Annotated in this window: 18 protein-coding genes and 1 pseudogene; 9 read left to right on the forward strand and 10 right to left on the reverse strand. The window is 62.6% G+C overall.

The window, feature by feature from the left end; genetic code table 11:
* Nucleotides 1–27: 27 nt before the first annotated feature.
* The 3 genes from NKI64_RS24920 to moaA all read right to left on the reverse strand — a co-directional run bounded on the left by NKI64_RS24920 (nucleotide 28) and on the right by moaA (nucleotide 2,029).
* Nucleotides 28–384 carry a hypothetical protein gene (locus tag NKI64_RS24920; RefSeq protein WP_023696148.1) on the reverse strand — a complete coding sequence of 119 codons (357 nt, stop codon included), beginning with the start codon at nucleotides 382–384 and terminating at the stop codon, nucleotides 28–30.
* A gap of 96 nt (nucleotides 385–480) precedes the next feature.
* The gene (locus NKI64_RS24925; RefSeq protein ID WP_023696147.1) at nucleotides 481–981 is read right to left on the reverse strand and encodes a hypothetical protein; all 501 of its coding nucleotides are present in this window, start codon (nucleotides 979–981) and stop codon (nucleotides 481–483) included.
* Nucleotides 982–1,033: 52 nt separating this feature from the next.
* On the reverse strand, nucleotides 1,034–2,029 hold the full coding sequence (gene moaA / locus NKI64_RS24930; protein ID WP_031193366.1) for a GTP 3',8-cyclase MoaA: 996 nt from the start codon (nucleotides 2,027–2,029) through the stop codon (nucleotides 1,034–1,036).
* Nucleotides 2,030–2,229: 200 nt separating this feature from the next.
* On the opposite strand from moaA, the gene NKI64_RS24935 reads away from it, so the two are divergent.
* Both NKI64_RS24935 and NKI64_RS24940 read left to right on the forward strand, forming a co-directional pair.
* Nucleotides 2,230–2,583, forward strand: coding sequence for a gamma-butyrobetaine hydroxylase family protein (locus NKI64_RS24935; RefSeq protein ID WP_023668999.1), 354 nt, complete (start codon nucleotides 2,230–2,232; stop codon nucleotides 2,581–2,583).
* 65 nt (nucleotides 2,584–2,648) lie between these two features.
* On the forward strand, nucleotides 2,649–3,260 hold the full coding sequence (locus NKI64_RS24940; protein WP_352670651.1) for a pyridoxamine 5'-phosphate oxidase family protein: 612 nt from the start codon (nucleotides 2,649–2,651) through the stop codon (nucleotides 3,258–3,260).
* A gap of 26 nt (nucleotides 3,261–3,286) precedes the next feature.
* Here the strand turns inward: NKI64_RS24940 and NKI64_RS24945 are convergent, their stop codons facing one another.
* The gene (locus NKI64_RS24945; RefSeq protein WP_023682500.1) at nucleotides 3,287–3,739 is read right to left on the reverse strand and encodes a MarR family winged helix-turn-helix transcriptional regulator; all 453 of its coding nucleotides are present in this window, start codon (nucleotides 3,737–3,739) and stop codon (nucleotides 3,287–3,289) included.
* 48 nt (nucleotides 3,740–3,787) lie between these two features.
* Here NKI64_RS24945 and NKI64_RS24950 point away from each other — a divergent pair, with 48 nt between their 5' ends.
* On the forward strand, nucleotides 3,788–4,696 hold the full coding sequence (locus NKI64_RS24950; RefSeq protein ID WP_352670654.1) for an alpha/beta hydrolase: 909 nt from the start codon (nucleotides 3,788–3,790) through the stop codon (nucleotides 4,694–4,696).
* A gap of 45 nt (nucleotides 4,697–4,741) precedes the next feature.
* Here NKI64_RS24950 and NKI64_RS24955 read toward each other — a convergent pair.
* Both NKI64_RS24955 and NKI64_RS24960 read right to left on the reverse strand, forming a co-directional pair.
* Nucleotides 4,742–5,139 (reverse strand): annotated as a pseudogene (locus NKI64_RS24955) (rhodanese-like domain-containing protein).
* 62 nt (nucleotides 5,140–5,201) lie between these two features.
* The gene (locus tag NKI64_RS24960; protein WP_023748790.1) at nucleotides 5,202–5,810 is read right to left on the reverse strand and encodes a TetR/AcrR family transcriptional regulator; all 609 of its coding nucleotides are present in this window, start codon (nucleotides 5,808–5,810) and stop codon (nucleotides 5,202–5,204) included.
* 99 nt (nucleotides 5,811–5,909) lie between these two features.
* On the opposite strand from NKI64_RS24960, the gene NKI64_RS24965 reads away from it, so the two are divergent.
* On the forward strand, nucleotides 5,910–6,656 hold the full coding sequence (locus NKI64_RS24965; RefSeq protein WP_023748791.1) for a 3-oxoacyl-ACP reductase family protein: 747 nt from the start codon (nucleotides 5,910–5,912) through the stop codon (nucleotides 6,654–6,656).
* Between the two features lie 212 nt (nucleotides 6,657–6,868).
* Nucleotides 6,869–8,749, forward strand: coding sequence for a L,D-transpeptidase family protein (locus NKI64_RS24970; protein ID WP_023745073.1), 1,881 nt, complete (start codon nucleotides 6,869–6,871; stop codon nucleotides 8,747–8,749).
* Nucleotides 8,750–8,846: 97 nt separating this feature from the next.
* Here NKI64_RS24970 and NKI64_RS24975 read toward each other — a convergent pair whose 3' ends face one another.
* The 3 genes from NKI64_RS24975 to NKI64_RS24985 form a co-directional block, all read right to left on the reverse strand.
* Complete coding sequence (locus NKI64_RS24975; protein WP_023668992.1) at nucleotides 8,847–9,317, reverse strand: hypothetical protein; 471 nt, start codon at nucleotides 9,315–9,317, stop codon at nucleotides 8,847–8,849.
* Between the two features lie 92 nt (nucleotides 9,318–9,409).
* Nucleotides 9,410–10,150, reverse strand: coding sequence for a lysozyme inhibitor LprI family protein (locus NKI64_RS24980; RefSeq protein WP_050589935.1), 741 nt, complete (start codon nucleotides 10,148–10,150; stop codon nucleotides 9,410–9,412).
* An 84-nt stretch (nucleotides 10,151–10,234) separates the two neighbouring features.
* Nucleotides 10,235–10,492, reverse strand: a complete 258-nt coding sequence (locus NKI64_RS24985; protein ID WP_023690752.1) for a PepSY domain-containing protein — start codon at nucleotides 10,490–10,492, stop codon at nucleotides 10,235–10,237.
* Nucleotides 10,493–10,849: 357 nt separating this feature from the next.
* On the opposite strand from NKI64_RS24985, the gene NKI64_RS24990 reads away from it, so the two are divergent.
* Nucleotides 10,850–12,622 (forward strand): adenylate/guanylate cyclase domain-containing protein, encoded by a 1,773-nt coding sequence (locus tag NKI64_RS24990; protein WP_023690753.1) that lies wholly within the window; start codon nucleotides 10,850–10,852, stop codon nucleotides 12,620–12,622.
* 129 nt (nucleotides 12,623–12,751) lie between these two features.
* Nucleotides 12,752–17,074 (forward strand): cytochrome P450, encoded by a 4,323-nt coding sequence (locus NKI64_RS24995; RefSeq protein WP_352670660.1) that lies wholly within the window; start codon nucleotides 12,752–12,754, stop codon nucleotides 17,072–17,074.
* A gap of 7 nt (nucleotides 17,075–17,081) precedes the next feature.
* Here the strand turns inward: NKI64_RS24995 and NKI64_RS25000 are convergent, their stop codons facing one another.
* A complete protein-coding gene (locus NKI64_RS25000) occupies nucleotides 17,082–17,768 on the reverse strand; it encodes a Crp/Fnr family transcriptional regulator (protein ID WP_023682508.1) in 687 nt (228 codons plus the stop codon).
* Nucleotides 17,769–18,276: 508 nt separating this feature from the next.
* Between NKI64_RS25000 and NKI64_RS25005 the strand changes: the two genes are divergently transcribed.
* Nucleotides 18,277–20,541 carry a DNA/RNA non-specific endonuclease gene (locus NKI64_RS25005; RefSeq protein WP_352670663.1) on the forward strand — a complete coding sequence of 755 codons (2,265 nt, stop codon included), beginning with the start codon at nucleotides 18,277–18,279 and terminating at the stop codon, nucleotides 20,539–20,541.
* 16 nt (nucleotides 20,542–20,557) lie between these two features.
* Nucleotides 20,558–21,541: a trypsin-like peptidase domain-containing protein gene (locus NKI64_RS25010; protein WP_023688493.1), complete on the forward strand. Its 984-nt coding sequence runs from the start codon at nucleotides 20,558–20,560 to the stop codon at nucleotides 21,539–21,541.
* Nucleotides 21,542–21,658 lie beyond the last annotated feature (117 nt).

Consider the following 21,658-nt stretch of genomic DNA (forward strand, 5'->3'; position numbering starts at 1 on the left):
GAGAGGGCTGGCCGATGACCGGCAGGCTCATTTCGGCGTCAGCACCTCGGTGCCGCTGCCGTTCTTACCGGCGATGGTCCACAGGCCGTGCAGCGAGCCGTCATCTTCTACCTTGTAGACGACGAGACCGATTTCCTTGCCCATGACATAGCCGGCGGAGAAGGCATCGTCGTTGCGCATGCAGATGCCGTCCGACGATGATCCGCCCGTCTCCCAATGGATGGTGCAGGTGGTCTCGCTGGTCAGTGTGATGGTGGCTTCGCCGCCATATTTCGAGCCGTCGAAATTGGTGCCCGCAACGGTGTAGCTGCCACCGATGGACTGTGCTGCTGCCGGCGCGACGGCAAACCCAAGCATTGCAAGAGAAAGTAAGAATGTGCGCATGTCGTATTCCCCCAAACCGAGCGACGAGCCGCTATAGGCCGAAATTTAGGGCGGAACGCGATGGCGGTAAATCGGGTTTGCAGCGTCGAGAGCGATTTATTCCCAGTGTTGCTCAGCCCCATGCAGGCTGTCGCCGATAGCGCCGACCAGTGGGTCGTACTTGGCCTTGAGCGAGGCGGGATATTCGATCCAGACTGTATGGATTGCATCCTCTTTTTCGAAGACGATTCGGGTATAGAAGATCTTGTCGCCTTTGGTGCCTGAGACCACTGCCCAGTTCTTACCGGTTTTGCTGTAAGTGACCTTTTCCCCAGAGTCAGGGTCGGCTTTTTCCTTTTCAACCAGACTGTCGGGCGTATCTTCCGTCAGCTTGTATCCGCCGTAACAGGACAAGCTCGCACCATCGGGGCTAAGCCATTTTCGACCGTCGCCATTGAGGGACTCAGCCATCGGCTTGCTGAAAATCTGGCTCGGGAACGTGCACACCGTGCCATAGCGCGCATTGATGTAGGTGAACGGCTTTGCGAGCGCCACTGTGGTCGCCAATGATAGGGCCACGACCAGCGCTGACAGCCCGGTTTGGCAAACACGCTGCATGGAAATCCCCCTCGCTTCCAACGGAAGCATTCTGCACCAATCGCGGAGAAAATCAGCCGCCGGTGACGCTCATATGTCTCGACACCGACGGGCGGCTGGTGCGGCGGTCGATGATGAAATCATGGCCTTTCGGCTTGCGGCCGATCGCTTCGTCGATGGCAGCAGCGACCAGCTCGTTGCCTTCTGAGGCACGCAACGGCGCGCGCAGGTCGGCGGCATCCTCCTGACCCAGGCACATATAGAGCGTGCCGGTGCAGGTCAGCCGCACGCGGTTGCAGCTTTCGCAGAAATTATGCGTCATCGGCGTGATGAAGCCCAGCCTGCCGCCGGTCTCTGCGACATGGACGTAGCGGGCCGGACCGCCGGTCTTGTAGGGGATGTCGCTCAGCGTGAACTGGCGCTCGAGCGAAGCGCGCAGCAGCGATAGCGGCAGATACTGGTCGGTCCGGTCGGCGTCGATCTCGCCCATCGGCATGGTTTCGATGACGGTCAAGTCCATGCCGCGGCCATGCGCCCAGCGCATCATCTCCGGCAGCTCGACGTCGTTGAAGTCCTTCAGCGCAACGGCGTTGAGCTTCACCTTCAGCCCCGCCGCCTGCGCGGCATCGATGCCTTGCATGACCTTGCCGAGATGGCCCCAGCGGGTGATGGCGTGGAACTTGTCGGCATCGAGCGTATCCAGCGAGACATTGATGCGCTCGACACCGCAATCGGCAAGCTCGGCGGCAAAGCGCGACAGCTGCGAGCCATTGGTGGTCAGCGTCAACTCTTCCAGCGCGCCGCTCTTCAGGTGCCGCGACAGCTGGCGCACCAGATGCATGATGTTCTTGCGCACCAGCGGCTCGCCGCCGGTGAGGCGCAGTTTGCGCACGCCCTTTTCGATGAAGACGGTGCAGAGCCGGTCGAGTTCCTCGAGTGACAGCAGGTCCTTCTTGGGCAGGAACGCCATGTCCTCGGCCATGCAATAGGTGCAGCGGAAATCGCAGCGGTCGGTGACCGACACGCGCAAGTAGCTGATCGTGCGACCGAAGGGATCGATCATGTCCATGCGTTCAAGCGTTTCCAATGCTGCGAGTGGTGCCGTTATATACGGCTATGTGATACGATCCAACCCGCCATTCAAGATAGCCGCTCTCGATCTTTGGTGACATTCCCTGGCCGACATCCGATGTCGGCCGGGTCCAAATGGCCTTTTCCGCTCGCGCGAAGCAGCGTAGGGAAGGGCGGATTGATGCGGGATGCAGAACAATGACGGCGCCGAAGGAACTCAGGGTCTCGAAGGACAGAAAACTGCTGTCCGTCACCTTTCCCGATCATCGGCCGTTCGAACTGCCGGCCGAACTGCTGCGCGTCGCTTCACCCTCGGCCGAGGTGCAGGGCCATTCGCCGGACCAGCGGGTGACGGTTCCCGGCAAGCGTAACGTTGCTATCCTGAAGATCGAGCCGGTCGGCAACTACGCCGTGCGCATCACCTTCGACGATTTCCACGACACCGGCATCTTCACCTGGAATTACCTGCACACGCTTGGCCACGAAAAGGACGCGCGCTGGAATGCCTATCTCGCCGAGCTCCAGGAGAAGGGACTGAGCCGCGACCGCTAGTTCGGCACTGTCGGCAAAACGTCATTGACTGGGGGTAACGCTGGCAACGGTTCGGAGACGGGAAAATGTCTGACATCACCACGGTCGAACAGCTCGAAGCCCTCTACGGCCTGCCCGGCGAAGCGTCGACGGTCAAGGAACTCGACCACGTCATTCCCGAATATGCCGCCTTCATCGAAGCCTCGCCTTTTGTCGCCCTGGCGACGAGCGGGCCGGAAGGGCTGGACTGTTCGCCGCGCGGCGATCTCGCCGGCTTTGTGCGCATGCATGACCCGAAAACGCTGATGATGCCGGACAGGCGCGGCAACAACCGCGCCGATTCGCTTAAGAACATCATCCGCGATCCTCGCGTCGGGCTGCTGTTTCTTGTGCCGGGTTCGGGCACGACGCTGCGCGTCAACGGCCGCGCCCGCATCACCACCGACGCCGCGCTTTGCGCCTCCTTCGCCGTCGAAGGCAAGCCGGCGCGCTCGGTCACCGTGGTCGATGTCGATTCGGTCTATTTCCAGTGCGCCCGCGCCATCGTTCGCTCGGAGCTGTGGAACCCGGCAAAGCACGTCGACCCGAAATCGCTGCCGACACCCGGAACAATCCTGGAAGTCGCCAGCCGCAAGAATATCGATGCCGGTACTTACGACAAGGAATGGCCGGAGCGGGCGAAGAAGACGATGTGGTGAGGTGGGAGGCGCGTGGATCGAACGGCTCAGGTATCCTTCAGCACGTCATAGATCTTGCGCATCTGTTCGCCGATCATGTCGCACTGTTCCGCTGTCGACTGGCTCATCGCCTTTTCGATCAGCGCCATATGCACCTTCAGCGCTTTCATCAGGAGCTCCGTGCCGGCCTCGGTAAGCGTCAGCCGCAGCACGCGCTTGTCCTTCTCATCGCCTTCGCGGCGCAGCAGGCCGCGCGCCTCGAGCTGCGGCAACAGCATGGTGATGTTGGAGCGGCCGACCAGCAGTTTGCGGGCGAGATCGTGCTGCGACATGCCGGGATGGCGATAGAGGTTCATCAGCACGTCGAGCTGCGCCGGCTTGAGATCCAGCGGCGCCAGCTTTACCGCCAGCGTACGCTCCAGCACATGGCAGGCGCGCGCCACCGCGACCCAGTTGCGAAAGCGCGGGTTGTCCCAGGGCAGCTCTTGTTTAATGTTCATGTTTGAACTATTATGTTCATGCTTGAACGGAATGGATGGATCGCCACTATGGCATCATTTGGACTGAAGGTCATCCGGGGCGTGTTCCGCGCCGCCGAGCATGTGGCGCCCCGCCTGAGCGGGCGCGCCGCCTTCGAACTGTTCTGCCGCACGCCGAGCGTGAAGGCGCTCAGCGACGGCGAGCGGCGTGCGGTCGACCGCGCCGCCGGCTTCATGGCCGAGGCGCGCCATCATCGGCTGACGACCAAGGCCGGCTGCGTCATGGTGCACGAATTCCGGCCCGAGCCGGGCAGGGCGTCCGCCGGCACGGTGCTGGTGGTCCATGGCTGGCGTTCGCGCACGGAATATATGCGGGCGCTGATCGAAGGCTTTCGCGATGCGAGCTACCGGGTCGCCTCGCTCGACCTGCCGGGCCATGGCCAGTCGCTGGGCCGTCATCTCAATATGGTCAATGCGGTCGGGGCGGTCAGGGTCGCCGGCGAATGGTTCGGTCCGTTCAAGGCGATCGTCGGCCATTCCTTCGGTGGCGCCGTCGCCGCCAATGCCATTGCCGGTTCGATCAAGGGTATCCAGCCCGTCGCGGCCGAGCGGCTGGTGCTGGTCGCCGCGCCAAGTTCCCTGCCGGCGATCTTCGCCGACTTCAGCCGCATGCTCAATGTCGGTCCGCGTTCGCAGGTTTCCATGGCCGATCAGGTGAAAAGGCTGTCGGGCCGGCCGCTGCATGAATTCACCGGCGACCGCCAGTTGGCTGAGGCGCCGGTGCCGACGCTGGTCATCCACGCGCCGGACGACCGCGAAGTCCCCGCCGATCATGCCACACGTTATGCCGGCGCCGGCAGCCATGTGCGGCTGCACTGGGCCGATGGGCTCGGCCACCGTCGCATTCTCGCCGACAAAGGTGTTGTCGAACGCGCTGTGACTTTTGTCAAAAACGAGCGCGAGCCGATACTGCATTGATTCCAATGGGTGTATTGTCGACTCCGACAACGCCGGAGCGGTGAGCTAACCGTTCTTCTTGCCGCCCGGCTCGACGGGCAATCCGGCCGCCTTCCAGGCGGTATAGCCGCCAAGGATGTGCTTGACCGGCGACAGCCCCATATCCTGCGCCGTCTTGGTGGCCAGCGCGAGCGCCAGCCGCCGGCGCAAAAGAAGACGAAGCTTTTGCCCGAGGCAAAGAACGGCTTGTGGTAAGGGCTTTCGGGATCGATCCAGAATTCCAGCATGCCGCGAGTGACATGTTTGGCGCCGGGGATCTGGCCGTCCCGCTCGATCTCGCGTGGATCGCGCAGGTCGACGAAGATGGTGTCCTCGTCGTCGAGCAGCCCGGCCGCTTCCTCGGGCGAGACCACCTCGATCTCGGCATTGGCCTCGTCGAGCAACTCGCGATACCCTTTTTTCACGGATGATCCCTCCCGGCGCATTTCGCCGCCGACTGGATTTCCAGCACAAGCTCCGCGCTTTGTCACGCTGTTCCGACCAGCCCCTGCCACGCCGCCATCGCTCCGGCCACTGTGGCCATCAGCGCTTCGCACGAGGCGCCGTCGCGGGCCTGGATCGACATGCCGTGCTGGACCGTCGCATAGAAGGTCGCCGCCGCGTTGCTGTCGAAGCCCGCCGGCAATTCGCCTTCCGCCACACCGCGTTCCAGCCGTCTCAGCAAGAGGGTGTGGTTTTCGGCGCGGCGGCGGCGCAAATCATCGCAGATCGCGCCGCTGCTTGAATCCTGGTGCAGTGCGCCCAGCGCGATGAGACAGCCCTGCGGGCGGTCGTCCTGAGAGTACGCTTTTGCCGTCTGGCGCAGGAAATTCTCGATCGCCTGGCATGCCGTCGGCGCTTCGTCCAGCGCGCTCCAGATCTCGGTGCCTTCGTTGCGGGTGTAATACTCGGTCGCTTCCAGAAACAGCGCCTCCTTGCTGCCGAAGGCGGCATAGAGGCTGGGCGAGCTGATCCCCATCGCCGCGGTCAGTTCGGCGATCGAGGTGCCCTCATAGCCTTTGGCCCAGAACAGCTCCATCGCCTGCCGCAAGGCGGCGGTTCGATCGAAGGTGCGGGGACGGCCTCTTTCCGGCATGACGATCTTTTCTGTGTTGATCGATACATAATTCACTTGACGTCGCCAGGCAAGGTTGCCAGATATTTATGTATCGATCGTTACATAACGGAGAATGACATGTCAGCGAACGGATTGAACGGCAAGGCAGCACTGGTCACCGGCGGCAGCCGCGGCATAGGTGCTGCGATAGCAAAACGGCTTGCGGCCGATGGCGCCGACGTCGCCATCACCTACGTCAACAGCTCGGCGCCGGCCCAAGCTGTCGTCGCCGAGATTATAGCGGCAGGTGGTCGCGCGATCTCCATCCAAGCCGACAATCGCGACGCTGCCGCCATCGAAAATTCGGTCACCGAGGCGGTGAATGCCTTCGGCCGGCTCGACATCCTGGTCAACAGCGCCGGCATCTGGCGCGCGGCGCCGATCGAACAGATGTCGCTGGCCGACTTTGACGAGACCATTGAGGTCAATCTGAGAGCGCCGTTCGTGGCCTCGAAGGCGGCAGCGGCTCACATGGGCGAGGGCGGCCGCATCATTTCGATCGGCAGCAATCTGGCCGAGCGCGTCACCGACACCAGCCTCAGCGCCTATTCGACCAGCAAGGCTGCGCTGGTCGGCCTGACCAAGGCGCTGGCGCGAGACCTCGGTCCGCGCGGCATCACCGCCAACGTCGTTCATCCCGGTTCGACCGACACCGACATGAACCCGGCCGAAGGCCCGCATGCCGAACACCAGCGGCGGAAGATGGCGACGCCCCGCTTCGGCAAGGCTGACGAGATCGCCGGCATGGTTGCCTGGCTCGCCGGTCCAGAAGGGCACTTCGTCACCGGCGCCGCGCTCACCATCGACGGTGGCGCCAACGCCTGAAGCAGCAGCCGCTTTGACCGGTCTGGAGCGGCAACGCCGCTCCAGACGTCACGATGTTGTGAAACCGTTCTGCAACAGGCCTGCGGAAATTTATGGAAGCTTAACGAAATCGGTATGAATCGGTATAGTAGCGCCTTACATCCGCCATGCGGTTGGCAAGATCGTCGAGCGGCGCGGAACGGGAGCCGGCTTGCAGCCGGAGCGGGTGATTAATGAAATTCCTCGGAAATAAAGCCACCGTGATGCCGCTTGCAGTGGCGGCAGCACTGGCCTTCGGTGTGCCGCAGGCAAGCGCGCAGGGCCTGTTCGACATGCTGTTCGGCGGTGGCGTCAAGCACAGGCCGCAAGGCGAATTCCCGCCGCCGCCAAAGCGCAAGCCGAAGCCCGCCGTATCGGGCGGCGGCGGCACCAGGATCAGCAGCCCGTCCTACTACACCTACAAGGCCGACCGGCTGGTGCGCGTCGACTTTGCCGCGTTGGTGGCAGCACCTCCCCAGGTGGCAACAGCTGAAGACGCCGCCTTTGTGCCGTCGGCGACCAGCACTGCCTTCCGCGAAGCCGTTGCAGGCCTTAGTGACTATGAACTCTATGCCGAGCCCGATATCGCCAAGGCACTGATTGCCTATTACTCTGCCAATCCTGATTTCATCTGGGTGAACGAGGGCAATCCCAATGCCCGCGCCCAGGATGCGGTGCGGGTGCTCGGCGAAGCCGCAAGCTATGGTCTCACGTCGGCCGACTACACGCTCGAGGTGCCGGCAGCCAACGCATCGGCAGTCGATGCCGACGCCCATCTGAAGGAACTCGTCCGCTTCGAGATGGCGCTGTCGGCGCGCGTACTGCGCTATGCCCGTGACGCCCAGAGCGGGCGCGTCGATCCCAATCGCATCACCGGCTACTATGAATTTCCGCCGAAGCCGGTCGACATGGAAGGCGCGCTCAAGACGCTGGCCCACACCCAGGAAGTGCGCACCTACCTCGAATCGCGGCACCCGCAGAACGCGGAATATCAGGCGCTGCGCGTCGAACTTGAATCGCTGCAGGCGAGCGCCGAAAACGAAATAGTCGTCGATCCCAAGCTGTTGCTGAAGCCCGGCGAGACCAGCGCCGAACTGCCGAAGCTGCTGACGCTGATCGCGCGCAATCTCGACGACGAGATGGGCGGCGCCTATGGCGAGATCCTGTCTCGTCTCGGCACCAGCGATGTCTATGTTCCCGAACTGGTTCCGATCATCAAGGCCGTGCAGGTGAAGGCCGGCATGAAGGGCGATGGGGTCATCGGCCCGCGCACCGTCGCCTCGCTCGCCGGCGCATCCAAGGCAGACAGGCTGCAGAAGGTGCAGGTTGCGCTGGAAGAGTTGCGCTGGCTGCCGTCCGATCTTGGTAGCCCGCGGGTCTTCATCAACCAGCCCGCCTTCACCGCCAGCTATATCGACAATGGCGAGGAGAAGCTGAAGACCCGCGTCGTCATAGGCCGGACCACCAACCAGACCGCCTTCTTCTTCAAGGAGATCAAGCAGGTCGATTTCCATCCCTATTGGGGCGTGCCGCAGTCGATCATCGTCAACGAGATGCTGCCAAGGCTGCGTAGCGATCCGGGCTATCTCGACCGTGCCGGCTACGAGGTGACCGATTCGCGCGGCAGGCGGGTTCCCTCTTCCTCGGTCAATTGGGGCGCCTACGGCGCCAACATTCCCTACAGCGTGCGCCAGCAGCCGAGCGAAGCCAATGCGCTGGGCGAACTGAAGATCCTGTTCCCCAACAAGCACGCCATCTACATGCACGACACGCCGCAAAAATCCTTCTTCCAGCGCGATATGCGGGCGCTCAGCCATGGCTGTATTCGCCTTCAGGATCCACGTGGGATGGCGGCGGCGGTGCTCGGCGTCTCGGTCGACGACATCGCCGAAAAGCTCAAGCACGGCCATGCCAGCGAAGACGTGACACGCACGATTCCAGTCTATGTCTCCTACTTCACTGCCTGGCCGGACCTGTCCGGCAAAGTCGAATATTTCAACGACGTCTACGACCGCGACACGCGGCTGATGCAGGCGCTGGACGCGACCGAAGCGGTGCGTTCGCCGACGAGCTGAACCAGCGGAGTTCCTCGTTCAACGAAACGAGGAACTCACTTTGTCTCTCTGGTTTTATTAGATTTTTGGCCGATAGACGGTCGCCCGTTTCCTGCGATCAGCGCTGGATGAGCGGACGCCGGAAGCCGGCGTCGCGGCCCGCGATCAGCCAATAGACCAGGCCGGCTACGAGGCCGGCGGCGGCGATGATGCCGATATCGGCCCAGCGTCCGGCATCCTCTTCCGCGGCCGGCCAGACCAGGAAGAAGCCGGCTGCAGCGGCAGCGGCGCCAAACAGCATGTGCACCAGGAAATTGCGCAGGGCAAAGAATTCGGCGAGCAGCGCGAAGATCAGCGTCTGCAGGCCGGTCAGCACGATCGTCAGGAAATAGACGACCATGCCGAGCGGCGGCCACAGCAGCACGACAATGGGCGAAAATTGCATGGCGCCGAAATAGTCCGGCGCGTTGGGCAATACGGCGAGTGCGCAATATATCGCCACCACCGCGAACAATCCGATCAGCACCGAAACGAAATAGCCGGCAAGCATCATCAGGATGCGCTTCAAAACATGCTTAACCATGGCCATGCACCCCCCGTGCCCTGCAACTGTTACGCGCACTCAGCCATCAAAGGCGGATCGGCGCAAGAGTGCATCCAGCAGTGCTTTGCGGCAAATCTTCAGGCGCCGCCGCATAGATGTTGTGAATCCGGCAAAACCCATGTGCCTTTTATCGTGAGGTCGACGCCGTAATAGACCCGCCCGCGCTCGTCGCCCTGCGGACAATCCCTCGGGATCGATATCAGGCACATGACGACAGGATCGCCGGCTTTCGAACTGGCAAGGCCAGGCTCCCGCTCGTAGGAAACCCCGGCGCCGCCATTGCTGAACCGCGCCAGGCTGCCGGCTTCAGGGCCGGCGGTTTCCAGCGGGTCGTCGCCGAGCCGCGTCGTCAGCGCGGTGATGTGGGTCAAGGCGCATTGGCCGATCGACGAGGGCAGGGGCTGGTCGGGGCTGCCCGGATGGCGGGCCGCGGTGTCGAGCGCCTTCTTGCCGATCAGGGCGATGTTGTAATCCTGCACCCAGGACGGCGCATTGCCGTAGGTCTGCAGCGCATTGTTCTGGGCGCTGACGATGCAGGCGGCATCCTGCCCGCAGGCGTTCCTGTCAGTGATGAGCGCACGGGCGATCTTGCGCTTGTCGCGGCCAAAGGCTGGCTCGAAACCCGTAAATGCCTTGGCGACCAAGGCATCAATTGCCGACAGTTGCGGGTCGGCACAGATCGCCTTTTCCACCGGCAGGCTGGCTTTGCGGCAGTCGAAGGACGGCCCGTCGGCACGCGCTGGACCAAGGCAGACCGCCCCGCCAGCAAGTGCGACGACAAGCGCAAACGAGTTGGCAATTCGATTGGAAGAAAGCATGGTCGCCCCGTTGTCCGACAACTGCCACCATTCTAGGCAAAAAACGCAGCGGACGGAATTGCCGAAGCGGTGTCGGTATCGGCGCTATTTCGGTTCGGCGGTCACGGGATCGAAGGTGATTTCGACTTTCGCCTTGTCGGCGGTGTAATAGGTGACGGTGTACCCTTCCTTGTCCCAGTCGACCTCCTTCACATAGCGAAAGCCGTCGCGCTGCTCGACCTTGGCGATGATTGCCGACAGTTTCTGGGCATTCGTCGGCGGCAGTGGGCTGTCATCCGCGGCAAAGGCCGTCGAGCCGGCTAGAAGAACGACGACACCGGTCGCCAGAACAAGATTTCGCATGATTACCCTCATTTCACGTTGGCATGAACCGCACCGGAAACTCGCAGGCAGCACAGTTTGTTCCGAGAGCTGACATCGCGCAGCTTCCGTGAAGCCCTGGATCGCCGCGCTCAGAGCGACGGCACGCCAATATTTGCGCCAACCGCCGGCCAACCATGAGTGCTGCCACGGCCCGCGCTGGACAACCCGATGGTGGTAGAGCTTTGCCCAAGACCCTGCTAGACTTCTGGTCCTGGCGGGGTGGCATGGCGCGCCAACCCCGCCGGAATCTTCATCTCTCAGCGCGCGGCGAAGTGTTTCAGGAACGGGTCGTCGCCTGTGCTGGACCAGAACCAGAAAGGGAGCGGGGGCTCGAACATGGCTGTACGGAACTACACCCGTCAGCTGGCGACAATCATTTCTATCGATGCCGTCGGGTTCTCCCGGCTGATGGGCATCGACGACGAGTCTGCTGTCGCGGCATTCGAGGAACGGCGCGACATCATCGCCGACAGCTGTGGCACATTTGGCGGCCGCACGTTCGGCGACGCCGGCGACAGCATCATGGCCGAGTTCGGCAATCCGATCGAGGCGTTGCGCGCGGCCTTTGATTTCCAGGGCCGCATCGTCGCCCTCAACGCCGAGGTTGCCGACGACATGCGCATGCCGTTTCGGGCCGGCATCAACACCGGCGACGTCATCGTGCGTGGTGGACGCCTCTACGGCGACGACGTCAACATCGCCGCGAGAATCCAGGAATTCGCGCCGGGCGACGGTCTCGCCGTTTCGGAGACGACCTGGCACCATGTGAAGGACAAGACGGCGGCCGAATTCACCGATCTCGGCGAATTCATGCTGAAGAACATCGCCTTGCCGGTGCGCGTTCTGATCGCCGGCCGCAGTGGCAACGGATCCTCGCCGGCGGCGTCGTTCGCCGCCATTCCCCAGGCCAATGCGCAGCAGAAGCTGTCGTCCAAGGGGCCGCCGGCGATCGCCGTCCTGCCCTTCCACGCCGATGGCGGCGAGCATGACATCGGCTACATGGCCGACGGCATCGCCGAGGACATCATCTATGGTCTTTCCAACACCAGATGGCTCTCGGTCATCGCCAAGGGCTCCAGCTTCCAGTTCCGCGACGACACGCTGGGCACGCGGGTGATCGGCAACGCGCTCGGCGCGCGCTACATCGTCAGCGGCACGCTGATGCGCAATGGTGGCCAGATCCGCCTCAACACCTCGCTGGCCGACGCGTCCAACGGGCGGCTGGTGTGGTCGCAGCGCTTCGATCGCGATCTGGTCGACATCTTCAACCTGCGCGACCAGATCGGCGCTGAGATCGTTTCGATCCTCGACAAGGAGGTCGACCGGGCGGAACAGGCACGCACCTTCCAGGTTCCCTGGGAAAGCCTGGAGACCTGGCAACTGGTGCGACGGGGCCGCTGGCACATGAACCGGCGCACCCGCGGCGACACCGAAACCGCACTCGAGTTCTTCCAGAAGGCCTACCGCGAGGACGCCAACTCGAGCGCCGTGCTCAACGAACTGGCGTGGTGGTACTTCTGGCGGGCATGGCTGCGTTTCGGCGACAGCGACGATTTGAACAAGGTCGAGCAGTTTGCCCGCAAGGCGTTGCTGGTGGACAGCCTGGATGCGCGCCCGCACGCCCATCTCGGCGCCGTCGACATCATGCGCGGCGAACCGCGGTCGGCCGTCGACCATCTCGAGGAAGCGATCCACATCAATCCGAGCTTTGCCTTCGCGCGCTCGGCCATGGGCAGCGCCCAGCTGCTGCTCGGCAATGCCGCGACCGCGATACCGTTCTTTCTCGATACCGAGCGATTGAGCCCGTTCGACCTCTACCGCTTCCACAATCTGGGGGAACTGACGGCGGCCTATTGTTTGGTCGAGAACTGGCCGGCGGCGATCGCTGCCGCTGACCGCTCGCTCAACCTGTCTCCCGGCTATTTCTATTCCAGGTTCCTGAAGATCGGCGCGCTAATGCGAAGCGGCCGGCCGGAACAGGCGCGGCGCGAGATGACCATTTTCACAACCCGGCATCCCGATTTTTCAGAACAGCGTGTGCGCTGGATACCGTTCACCGACAAGGCCGCGAACGAGTTCCTCGTCGCCAATTTCCAACTGGCCAAATGAACATGGCGTCAGTGCTGGCTGGAACATGGACCAACTGTGAAAAGATTCACATACGTGCAACCGATGCAAACCTAGGCCTTGAACGGCCGGCATCGCAATAACGTGGATAGCCGGGGGGCTTGAACGCGCATGACCAAACTGAAGTATTTCGACGCTATTCGCGCGGCCCAGAAAAACCAGCGCCCGCTGTCGGAAATGCCGCCCTTCGATCTCGGCCGGATCCGGAAGACAGGGCTGATTGCGCGCATCGTCGGGTCTCTGGCCGAAGACCCCCGCTGGGCGCTTTCCCTGTTGCGGCGTATCCGCCCGACCGGCAAGCTCTTCGGTGTTCTGGTGGTCACCAAGAACGCCGATGTCCGCGACATATTGGAGCGCGGCGACGAATTCCAGACCCCATACGGCCCGGAAATGACCGAGCTTGCCCGCGGATCGAACTTCATCCTCGGCATGCAGGACGGCGCCGACTACCGGCGCATGAAATCGTCGGTGCTGAGTGCATTCCCGCCGGCCGAGGTCGAAGCCGCCGTCAGGCCGATCGCGGCGCGTCATTCGCAAGAGATCATGACGCGCGCCAGCCCCGGCTTCGATGCGATCTCCAGGTTGATGAAGATCGTCCCGGTGCACATCTGCCGCGATTATTTCGGCGTCGAGATGGACGATGAATCCGAATTCGCCGACTGGGCGATCGCGCTGAGTGCGCTGTTCTTTTCGGACCCGACGGCGAGCCCCGTCATGCGCGAACTCGCAGTGGTGGCGGGCGACCGTCTTCTCAAAGTCATCGATCGCTCCATCCAGTCGGCTAGGGACCGGGGCTTGAAGGCCGAGCAACCGCTGGCGAGGCTGGTTGTCCAGATGGATCAGGGCCGCCTGTCGCGGGATGACCTCAATTCGATCATGCTGGGCATGATCGCCGGCTTCGTCCCGACCAATGTGCTGGCCGCCGGCAATTGCCTCGACGTGATCCTGTCGCGGCCCGACGCACGGCAGGCTATCGATGCCGCATTGGCCGAAAACGATACCGCCAAGCTCGACAGGGCCGTCCTTGAAGCCATGCGCTTCAAGCCGATCTGGGTCGGCCCCTGGCGCTACACGGCCCGCGACGCGATCATCGGCAAGGGCACGCGCCGCGAGCGCCTGGTGAAAGCCGGCACGGTGGTGATGCCGGCGACGCTGTCGGCGATGTTCGATGCGGACGCCGTGCAGAACCCGGACCAGTTCGACACATCGCGCCCGCATCGCGACTACATGGTGTTCGGCCACGGCATTCATCAGTGCATCGGCGCCGAGATCGCCAGGATCCAGATCGGCGAAAGCCTGCGCGCCCTGTTCCAGAAGCAGGGCGTGCGCCGCATGCCCGGCAAGGCCGGGCGGATGACCCGCATCGGCGCCTATCCCGAAACCCTCAAGGTCGATTTCGAACGGGCAGAACTCTGCCGCACCGTAACGCAGTCCATGGTGACGGTGGTCTGCCCGGTCACCCGATCCGCGTCGCTGGATGCTGTCCGCGACAAGGTTGCCAGCCTCGGCAACCCGGCCGTCGAAGATATCCGCACCGCGCTCGACATTGCCGGCACCGTCCACTTCACCAGCCTGACCGTGGTCGGCACCGGCGAGATCGGCGCTGATTCCGGTCGGGAAAAAGGAGCTCTGGTTCTCGAGATTTCCGGTGACGGCAGCATCGACGATGTCATCGATGCGGTCACGCACGCCATCGGGCACCGGCTGCGGCCGATCTTCAAGGATGTCTGCGATCTGCGCGATGGCGGCGCATTGAACGATTTCCTGCGCAAGCACAATGTCGACATATCGCCGTCCTTCGGCAGCAATGCCGGACTGGTGTTTTCGGGCACGCCGGGGCACTCGGTCCAGCGTATCAAGGCCGAGCAGCAGCTTTTCGAAGCCGTGCGCGACATCGTCGAGCGGCCACGCAAAGGCGCCGGCAACGCTCCTGCCGTGCTCGCTGAAGTTCGCCAGCATGTCCAGTCATTAGGGACGTTTGCCTGGGCGTTCGAGCCGGCCGAGAGCCTGCTGGAAAAGCCGCCGGGTCATTGGGGCCGTGCCCTGATGACGACGTTGCTGGTACCACCGGTCTTCGTCACGGTGGCGATCATCTGGGCTGCTTGCTGGTACATGACCTACAGTGTGGTGTTCGGCAGATCTATCGACATCAGTTCCCAGGAAATCTCCTTCACCGCCATAGCGGTAGCAATCACCTCACTTCTGTTGTCGGGACTTGGAGTGTTGGTGGCAGCGGCGCTGCTGGCGTTTTCGTGCTTGCTGGCGCTGCGACGCCGCGAGGACAGGGATCGGCCGGAAAGCACATCGATCGGCATATCTGAATTGAACGCGATACTCGTCAAGGAGGGCCACGCGGCACAAAACCATCTGACTGCGATTTCGACGATGAAGGCCGGCATTCTGCGGCGGCTGGCGCTCAGGTCTTCTTTCTACCTGATCTCGATAGCTGCCCAGAAGGTATTCAAGCCAGGCTTCCTCAACACCATCAACACTATCCATTTCGCCCGCTGGATACTGCTGCCCGGCTCCAACCGATTGATGTTCTTCTCCAACTACGGCGGCAGCTGGGAAAGCTATCTTGAGGACTTCATCGCCAAGGCGTCCGCTGGCCTGACCGGCGTGTGGAGCAACACCGTGGGCTATCCACGCACACGATGGCTGTTCCTGGACGGCGCGCGCGACGGCGATCGTTTCAAGCGCTGGGCGCGGCGCCAGCAGGTGCCGACCCTGTTCTGGTACTCCGCCTATCCCCAAATCAACACAGAGCGCATCCGGATCAATTCCCGGGTCAGGCGCGGCATTGCTTCCGCCGTCGGCAACGAGGCGCGCGACTGGCTGAGCTTGTTCGGTTCGCTACGGCGCCCGGCGAGCGAAACAACCACCGTTCAAAAGACCACTTCGCTGCTGGCCAATATCAGCTCTGCCTTTCCGGCGCCTCTCGAACAGCAGCTGGAAACCGGCGAGATCCAGTCCATCTTCTTCGGCCCGCTCGGCCCGCTCGCTTATTCGCATATGCTTGCGATCCGGGTGCCGGACAAGTTGCCGGCGCCCAAGCGCAGAGCCTGGCTCGATTTCGTCGTCGAGCAGACGAGTTTCGGCGAAGGCAGGCCCGCCGGGCGCGCTATGATAGTCGCCTTTGGTCCCGGTGGCCTGCGGCAGTTTGGGCTCGACGAGGGTGTGGAGGGCGATCCACTGGAAACATTTCCGATCGCCTTTCGCCATGGCATGGGCAACCCCGAGCGTGGGCGCATACTGGACGACCGAGGCCGCGACGGCCCGGACGAATGGGAGTGGGGGTCGCTGGAGAACCCTGTGGACCTGGTCATCGTCTGCTATGCTGAAGACCCGGGACGGTTGAAGACCGAGATTGCCACCGTGAGACGAAAGACGACCGGTGCAGGCATGAAGGTCGTCGCCGAACTGCCGCTCGCCGTAAACCGGGGTCCGACCGACACGAAGACGAAATCGTCCGACGGGGCAAAGCGTGACGATCGGTCGGAACGTGGGCCAGCCTACGAGCATTTCGGTTTCGCGGACGGGATTTCGCAGCCGATTGTCCGGGGCACGACCCGCGCCAGCAGGGGCGCCGCGCCCATGCATCTGGTCGCGCCCGGCGAGTTCCTGTTCGGCTATCGTGATGAGCATGGGTTCTATCCAGCCTCGCCCTCGGTAAGCGCATCACGCGATCGGACTGGAATCCTTTCGCAGGTGCGCCGTAGCCGGCTGATTCCGGGCCTGCCGCCACCGCCGCGCGATTTCGGGCGCAACGGTTCATTCCTGGTTATTCGCCAGTTCGAGCAGCACGTCGACGTCTTCAACAACTACTGCAAAAAGGCTGCAGCCTTGGTCGCGAGCCAACTCGGCAACCAAGCCATCACGCAAGACTGGATTGCCGCCAAGATGCTCGGCCGCTGGCAGAACGGTAGCTCGCTGGTGCGCAACCCCGATCATCCGGGACGCGTCATCGACAACAACTTCGCCGCTGGCGCCGAGGATCCGCAAGGCCATCGCTGCCCGCTTGGTGCCCACATTCGCCGTTCCAACCCACGCGACTCGCTGGGTGAGGACCGCGATACGCAGATCAATATCGGCAAGCGCCATCGTATCCTGCGGGTCGGCCGCACCTATCAGAAGCAGGACGGCAAGAATGGCAAGGTCGAAAAGGGGCTGCTGTTCATGTGCCTCAACGCCGACATAGAGCGCCAGTACGAATTCATTCAGCAGACCTGGGTTTCGTCGGCCACGTTCCAGGGCCTCGTCGCTGAAAAGGACCCGACGATTGGTTCGCGCGGCGGCGATGGCAGGTTCACCATTCCGTCATGGGAAAAGGTCACGACGCTCCGTGACATGCCGCAATTCGTCACCACCAAGGGGGGTGGGTATTTCTTCATGCCCAGCCGCTCGGCGTTGCGATATCTGATTTCGCGGCTCTGATTCGGCGTCAGTCGTCGTCCTGCGATTCGGCGATATGGCGCAGCGCCCCGGTGTCGGTGATGCGCAGGCCGCCGCGTTTGATGGCAATGAACGAGCGGTTGCGCCAGTCGTTGAGCGTCTTGTTGACGGACTCGCGCGTGGCGCCGAGGAACTCTCCGAGTTCCGATTGCGAGATCGGAATCCAGCCGGCGCTGTCGGCCATCACCTTGGCCAGGAAGACCAGGCGTTTGGCGAGCCTCGCCTCGATGCCGAAGAAGGCCTGGTCGCCGAGTTCGCCGCTGACCCAGCGCAGCCGGGCGCACAGAAGTTCGATCATCGCGCGTGCCAGCGGTGGATTTTTCTCAATGCGATCAAATAGTTGTGTCCTGCTGAGCGAAACCAGCTCGCAAGCGGTCAGGCAGATGGCGGTGGCGGTGCGTGGCCGCCCGTCAAGCGCGCCGATCTCGCCGACGAGGCTGCGCGACAGCTCGATATTGGCCACCAGCTTCTGCCCGCCGGGCGAATAGATCGAGATTTCCACCGTGCCGCTCATGACCCCGTAGATCCGGTCGGCGGCATCTTCCTGAACGAATAGATGCTGGCCGGCGGCGTAGCGCTCGACCTTGCAGCCGCTGAACAGGATATCGAACAGCTTTGGATCGATGCGTGCCAGGCGCGGCAGATCGTTTCTGTCGTTGGGGCCGCCAAAAGCCATGTTCCAAATTCCCAATTGCCGCAATCGGCGAAGTTTAAGGGCCGAAGTCTAAGGCAAGAGTGCACCGCGTCAAAGGCCGGCGTTCATTCCTTGCGATTACGCCTTATAAAGGCGTGGCGCAGTGGTCGCGCCCAGTGCCTGGCTCGTGCCGGGCGGAAAGCCGTCTGCACGCGCGGCGGGAGGAGCCGCGCGTGCAGGCGCCAACTGATTAAAATGGTTAGGTGATAAAATTTCTGTAAAACCGAGCGGCCGCAATGGCCTTTCCGCCTGTTGCGATAGCTGGGCGCAAACAGCGTGAGCGTCTGTGACGGAGATCACATACGGCATCGCTGAAATAATGCGAGCGTCATACACCGCGCGAGCGACTGCGGCAAAGAGACATGCCGACGTTGCACTCCGGTCATCTTCGACGCGAGTTGATTTGTTTCCTTGCCTGCCAATCAGAATTGCACCAGTCTAAAATGGGGCAATACAGTCATTTACTTCGACAGAACCTTTGGGGGCGACTATGCCGGTCAGCAGAGAGCAGCGAATCCGTCAATATCTCGATCTCGTCACCGGGGGCGAGGAGACTGAATCGGTCCTCGGCAACGTGGAGACGATGGCAGGCGGCGCTCTGGAATCCCTTGCGCCTGCGGAAGCCGGCAAGACGGAGGCGGCGTTTGAATCGGCGCGCGCTGGCATGGAGAGCCTCGCGCGGGGCGCCGAAGTCGCGCCCGAGCAGCTTTCCGATCTGGAAGCCATAATCATCCCGGAGTTGCGGCCGGTCTATGACATCAAGGATGGCACCTTTACGACGCTGACTTTCGACGGCGCTCCGACACCTGGCCATTCGCTGTGGACGAAGCTTACCAGCGAGGCCGCATTGAAGCAGCGCATCGAAGCCGCCCTGCCGGCGATCGGGCGTATCGAACTGTTGTGGAACACCAATATCCCTTACGGCGGCACGGGCTTCGTCGTCGGCCGCAACCTGTTGATGACCAATCGTCATGTGGCGCAGATATTTGCGGACGGCCTTGGCGACCGCAATCTGCAATTCATCAACGGCCGCGCCGCCGGCATCGACTTCAAGCGCGATTCGGCGGCGGGAAACGTCTTCAAGATCCGCAATGTCCGGATGATCCATCCCTATTGGGACATGGCGATCCTCGAAGTCGAAGGCCTGCCCGACAACATCACGCCGCTGTCGCTCGCGGTCGCCGACGCGCGCGATATGCTGCGCCAGGAAGTCGTCGCCATCGGCTATCCCGCGTTCGACAATCGCAACGCGGTCGATGTCCAGAACGAGCTCATGCGCAATCGTTTCCAGGTCAAGCGCCTGCAACCGGGCATGCTGCAGGGCGGCTTCGATACGGAGAGTTTCGGCAAGATCGTCAGCGCGGCGACACATGATTGCTCGACCACTGGCGGCAACTCCGGCACCGCCATGATCAACCTCGCCACCGGCGAGGTCGTGGCGCTGCATTTCGCCGGCCGCTATCTCGAGCGTAACTACGCCGTGCCGACCGGCGCGCTGGCCAAGGACCAGCGTGTCGTCGACCTCGGCCTCAATTTCGCCGGCGCCGCCAGCGGCGGCCCCAACGATTGGGGCGCATGGTGGAACAAGGCGGACAGTGGGTCGCCGGCCGAGGGCGTAAACCTGGTTGAAGCCGGCGGCGTCAAGCAGATCCCGGGCGTCGCCACCCAGACGCCTTCATCGGCAGGCGTCGTCGTTTCGCCAGGCGGCAGCGTCACCTTCGAAGTGCCGTTGCGCATCACCGTCTCGCTCGGCGCAACGCCTGCCCATGAAGCGGTCACGGAATCGGTCGAGCTCGAAGCGGCCAAGTCGACCCCTCCAGGCGGCGCATTCGTTCCCAAAACGGTCGCGGACTATGCCGGCTATAAGGGCTACGACGAGAAATTTCTCTCTGGCGGCACTAAACTCGCGCCGGTCGTTGTGCCGATGCCTGAGGCCACCGACCTCTCCGTGCTGGCGCCGCTCAAGGCCGGCGGCACGCAACTCGACTACCAGAATTTTTCGCTCAAGATGCACGCCAAGCGGCGGCTTGCGCTGTTCACCGCCTCCAACGTAACCGAGGAGAGCAATCTGCGCGAGCCGGAAAAGGGCCGCAACTATTCGCGCGGCGGCCTGTTCAGCGAGCGCTGGTTCCCGGATCTGCGGCTCGACGACAAGTACCAGATCCCCGACGTCTTCTACACCCAGGATCAGGGCGCCTTCGACAAGGGTCATATCGTCAGGCGCGATGACGTAGCCTGGGGCAGCACCTTCGAGCTGCTGCTCAGGGGCAATGTCTGCTCCTTCCATGTCACCAACTGCTCGCCCCAGGTCGAAGGCTACAACCGCTCCGACAGCGGCGAGAAGAACTGGGGCGATCTTGAGAACCACGTCCTGTCGGAGGCGGCCAGCGAGCGGCTGTGCGTCTTCGCCGGGCCGGTCCTCGCCGAAGACGACCGGACCTTTGCCGGCAAGGGTCCCAAAGGCACCAGTCTCCGCGCGCCGGTGCCGCGCCGCTTCTGGAAGGTGGTGGTCGCCCGCGTCAGTGACGGCATCGCCAGCTACGGCTTCGTGCTCGAACAGGATCTGTCGGACACGGAACTGGAGTTCACGGTCTCCGAAGAATTCATCGGCGCCATGTACCCACTGACCGAAATCTCCGAAATGACCGGCATCACCTTCGACCAATCGTTGATCGACGCCGACCAGTACGAAACGGTTCGCGGCACCGAAATTGCGATGCGCGCGGGATCACGCAAGCGGAAGAAGAAGGCTTAGGGTCGGAGGGAATCCCATGACCGAATGGACGCAATCCGAACTGAACAGTCTCAACCGCATCCTCGCCAACCTTTACCCGATGATCGGCGACGGCGTGCGTGTTGCCAAAGGTGTCGGTCTTTCGACGGCCCAGATCGCCTTTGACAACAAGGCGATCAACAACTGGTTTGCGATTGTCCAGCGCGCAAAGCAGGAGACCAGGGCCGACGACCTCGTCGCCTTTGCACTCGATGAGAATCCCGGCGACCAGGCACTGCTGCAGGCAAAGCAGCACGCCCCGCCGCCGCCGGTCGAAGGCCCCGCGACCGCCAATTGGAGCGGCGCGACGGCGCCGGCCCAGCTCGAAAAAATCCTTGGCGACAAGAGCACGCTGGTGCCGATCAGCTATCTCGAACTCGGCCTTGTCAGGGCAAGATCGGTGGTGCGCATCAAGCGTGCGGATGGCAGCTCCGGCACCGGCTTCATGACCACCGGCGGGATACTGATCACCAACAACCATGTCTTGCCTGACGGCGCTTCATTGGCGGGCACGGTGGTCCAGTTCAACTATCAGCGCACCGTTGCCGGGCTCGACGCGCCGCTCGACCAGTTCGACATCGACACCGCCGTGCCTCTTCGTACCTCCAAGGACAATGATTGGTCCGCCGTCCGCATCAAGGGCGATGCCTCCAAATGGGGCGAGTTGGAATTGAAACCCATGACCGTCAAGGCCGGCGATCATGTCAACATCATCCAGCATCCCGGCGGTGCGCAGAAACAGATTTCGTTCGTCGCCAATGTCGTGGCCTTCGTCGGCGGCGGCCGCGTCCAGTATCTGACCGACACACTGCCGGGTTCGTCGGGCTCGCCGGTCTTCGACACCGACTGGAACCTGATTGCGCTGCATCACAGCGGAGGCTGGCTCACCGAGCCCAACGCGCCTACCAAAAGCACATATTATCGCAACGAGGGCATTGCGATCGACACCATCATCCAGGACCTCGCGGCCAAGCCTGTGTAGATGGTGAGCTATGCAGACCGATGGCGCAGCTCGATGCGCGGCGATTTGGGACTACGGCATGTAAAATTTTTCGGATGTGACGGTTTATAACGCCAGACACCAAACACCAGGGAGTTC

This window comes from Mesorhizobium sp. M0478 (genome assembly GCF_040321305.1).
In the GTDB taxonomy this organism is placed as follows: Bacteria; Pseudomonadota; Alphaproteobacteria; order Rhizobiales; family Rhizobiaceae; genus Mesorhizobium.

What these genes read in the sequence shown, in the direction of transcription:
- NKI64_RS24985 (WP_023690752.1), bottom strand. Translation starts at nt 10,492, where the DNA reads ATGCGAAATCTTGTTCTGGCGACCGGTGTCGTCGTTCTTCTAGCCGGC.
- NKI64_RS25010 (WP_023688493.1), top strand. Translation starts at nt 20,558, where the DNA reads ATGACCGAATGGACGCAATCCGAACTGAACAGTCTCAACCGCATCCTC.
- NKI64_RS24975 (WP_023668992.1), bottom strand. Translation starts at nt 9,317, where the DNA reads ATGGCCATGGTTAAGCATGTTTTGAAGCGCATCCTGATGATGCTTGCC.
- NKI64_RS24950 (WP_352670654.1), top strand. Translation starts at nt 3,788, where the DNA reads ATGGCATCATTTGGACTGAAGGTCATCCGGGGCGTGTTCCGCGCCGCC.
- NKI64_RS25000 (WP_023682508.1), bottom strand. Translation starts at nt 17,768, where the DNA reads ATGGCTTTTGGCGGCCCCAACGACAGAAACGATCTGCCGCGCCTGGCA.
- NKI64_RS24935 (WP_023668999.1), top strand. Translation starts at nt 2,230, where the DNA reads ATGACGGCGCCGAAGGAACTCAGGGTCTCGAAGGACAGAAAACTGCTG.
- NKI64_RS24960 (WP_023748790.1), bottom strand. Translation starts at nt 5,810, where the DNA reads ATGCCGGAAAGAGGCCGTCCCCGCACCTTCGATCGAACCGCCGCCTTG.
- NKI64_RS24970 (WP_023745073.1), top strand. Translation starts at nt 6,869, where the DNA reads ATGAAATTCCTCGGAAATAAAGCCACCGTGATGCCGCTTGCAGTGGCG.
- NKI64_RS24920 (WP_023696148.1), bottom strand. Translation starts at nt 384, where the DNA reads ATGCGCACATTCTTACTTTCTCTTGCAATGCTTGGGTTTGCCGTCGCG.
- NKI64_RS25005 (WP_352670663.1), top strand. Translation starts at nt 18,277, where the DNA reads ATGCCGGTCAGCAGAGAGCAGCGAATCCGTCAATATCTCGATCTCGTC.
- NKI64_RS24990 (WP_023690753.1), top strand. Translation starts at nt 10,850, where the DNA reads ATGGCTGTACGGAACTACACCCGTCAGCTGGCGACAATCATTTCTATC.
- NKI64_RS24980 (WP_050589935.1), bottom strand. Translation starts at nt 10,150, where the DNA reads ATGCTTTCTTCCAATCGAATTGCCAACTCGTTTGCGCTTGTCGTCGCA.
- NKI64_RS24995 (WP_352670660.1), top strand. Translation starts at nt 12,752, where the DNA reads ATGACCAAACTGAAGTATTTCGACGCTATTCGCGCGGCCCAGAAAAAC.
- NKI64_RS24925 (WP_023696147.1), bottom strand. Translation starts at nt 981, where the DNA reads ATGCAGCGTGTTTGCCAAACCGGGCTGTCAGCGCTGGTCGTGGCCCTA.
- NKI64_RS24940 (WP_352670651.1), top strand. Translation starts at nt 2,649, where the DNA reads ATGTCTGACATCACCACGGTCGAACAGCTCGAAGCCCTCTACGGCCTG.
- NKI64_RS24965 (WP_023748791.1), top strand. Translation starts at nt 5,910, where the DNA reads ATGTCAGCGAACGGATTGAACGGCAAGGCAGCACTGGTCACCGGCGGC.
- NKI64_RS24945 (WP_023682500.1), bottom strand. Translation starts at nt 3,739, where the DNA reads ATGAACATTAAACAAGAGCTGCCCTGGGACAACCCGCGCTTTCGCAAC.
- moaA (WP_031193366.1), bottom strand. Translation starts at nt 2,029, where the DNA reads ATGGACATGATCGATCCCTTCGGTCGCACGATCAGCTACTTGCGCGTG.